The organism is Streptomyces sp. NPDC022910 (assembly GCF_055561075.1).
The window spans coordinates 1-1,845 of sequence record NZ_JBVHHL010000162.1 but is presented as its reverse complement, the minus strand read 5'-3'; the positions used below and the strand labels follow the sequence as shown (position 1 = coordinate 1,845).

The window sequence follows — 1,845 nt, the reverse complement described above, 5'->3', positions numbered from 1 at the left end:
AACAGGCGTGGATCAACGACCCAGCAAAGCGGAGGGAACCCGCGCGACAGATCTCATAGCATTACAAGCGTCTCAATTGACTTGACATCCACCGCATTGACGTACTCCAGCGCAACGAGCGGGCCATCGAGGCGTATCTGAAAGTCCGCGCGGAGAGCCCCAGTGTCCCTCCGACAGCGGCCGGCGAAGTCGTGGCCCTGCTCGGGCGGCCCTAAAGGGCTGTCCGGTGAACCATCATCGGAGCCACAGCCGGATCGCGGCGAGGGTAACCGTGCCGTGAAAGACGAATGCTCTCTTGTCGTACCTCGTCGCCACCGCCCGGAAGCCCTTTGATGGTCCGCTCGACTTCGTTCCTGCGGGCATAGCGTCCCTGGTCGAATCTGGTAGGGCGACCGCCGCGACGCCCTCGGCCAGCGCCCGCAGCGCGGTCGACCGATCGACACCCTTGCGGCGACCTCCCGCGTTCCAGCAGCCACCCGCGTGGACGTACACCGGCACGGCGTCTCGGTTCAGCCCGAGCTCCAGCATCCAGTCCGGCGCCGGCGGACGGGCCTGCTCGCCCCGCTGCCGTTCCGTCTCGCGCCGCTCCAAGTCCGCGATCTGCTGCCGCACCCGGTCGAGGGTCAGGACGAGCCATGTCTCCAGGGTGTGTAGCCGGGGCAGATCGGGCGGCAGGTCGGTCACATGTTCGATTCTAGGCGCTAGTGCGTCCCCGCATCGCGACGGGCAGAGAGGCCGAGTGGAGATCGAACGCATGACGGTCGACGAGCTGCTGGCTCGCCACGCTGTGGATCCGGCCCGCTTGGACCCCGCGCCGGCCTCGCCGACCCGCGCGCAGACGATGGCCCGCTACGCCCTGCACCTGGAGAAGGCATGCTCGGCCTGCAGCAAGGAAGGGGACTGCCGCACCTCCCGCGTCGTCGACTTCCCCGGGCATGGTCCGCGCTGGGTGGACTTGTGCCGGGATGATTCGCTGGCGACGATGCCGCGGTGGACCGGGCCGACCACGATCGAGGGGATCCTCGCCGACCTGCGCTGGGCAACTGGAACGATGAGCCGCATGGATGAGCCCGGCCGATACCACCTGCTCCTCACCTCCGCGGGCCAGCCCGTACAGCACGGCTGGTGGGGTCGCGAGGAGACCGCACGCAGCAAGTTCAGCCGTTGGATCGGCGAGTACAGCAGCATGCCCGCGCTGCGGGTCACCCTCACTGACGAGGAGACCGCCACCGTGTTGACCACCTGCACAACCGAGTCGTAGCAGCCTCTGTGCGTGCCGACGACGTATCTGGCCGGGGCCTCGACAGCGCGTCCTCGCGTAGCGTCGCCTTGTGCTGGCACTCTTTGACCTGGACAACACCCTGATCGATCGCAGCGCGGGCCTTGAGGGCTGGGCTCGCAGCTTCGTGCGCTCGCGCCGGTTGCCCCGGACTGCGGAGTCCGTCGTATGCGATCGGCTCAGGGAGCGCGCCTATCCGGCGGACTTCGTACACCTGCGGACGGTGCTGGGACTCCGCGATGATCCGAGCAGCCTCTGGCGTGAGTACGTCGCTGGTGTGGCTCGGTCGGTGCGCCCGTTCCCTGGGGTTCAGGAAGGGCTCGAAGGGCTACGCCGCTCGGGGTGGACGCTCGGCATCGCAACGAACGGGGCGGGCGACATTCAGCGAGCCAAGCTCGACACGACTCGGCTCGCACCGCTCTTCGACGGCATCTGCGTCTCGGCGGAGGTAGGGGTACGGAAGCCGGAGCGTCTGTCGGCGGCGGCTGAATCGTGACCCTCTTTGGGCGGTTGAGTTCTGACCCAGTCTTCAGTTGGTCTTGTCAGTTGTTGCCTTGGCTGGTCGG

At 67.5% G+C, this 1,845-nt stretch carries 2 protein-coding genes and 2 pseudogenes; 2 read left to right on the top strand and 2 right to left on the bottom strand.

What is annotated here, in order from left to right; all coding sequences use genetic code 11:
• Positions 1-234 precede the first annotated feature (234 nt).
• Positions 235-427, bottom strand: a pseudogene (locus ACZ3TS_RS42905) (IS5/IS1182 family transposase); the annotation flags it as partial.
• A 26-nt stretch (positions 428-453) separates the two neighbouring features.
• Positions 454-528, bottom strand: a pseudogene (locus tag ACZ3TS_RS42900) (DUF6233 domain-containing protein); the annotation flags it as partial.
• A 226-nt stretch (positions 529-754) separates the two neighbouring features.
• On the opposite strand from ACZ3TS_RS42900, the gene ACZ3TS_RS42895 reads away from it, so the two are divergent.
• Together ACZ3TS_RS42895 and ACZ3TS_RS42890 are read left to right on the top strand one after the other, a co-directional pair.
• Positions 755-1,261 carry a hypothetical protein gene (locus ACZ3TS_RS42895; protein ID WP_467628671.1) on the top strand — a complete coding sequence of 169 codons (507 nt, stop codon included), beginning with the start codon at positions 755-757 and terminating at the stop codon, positions 1,259-1,261.
• A 70-nt stretch (positions 1,262-1,331) separates the two neighbouring features.
• Positions 1,332-1,775 (top strand): HAD family hydrolase, encoded by a 444-nt coding sequence (locus ACZ3TS_RS42890; protein ID WP_467628668.1) that lies wholly within the window; start codon positions 1,332-1,334, stop codon positions 1,773-1,775.
• Positions 1,776-1,845: the final 70 nt, after the last annotated feature.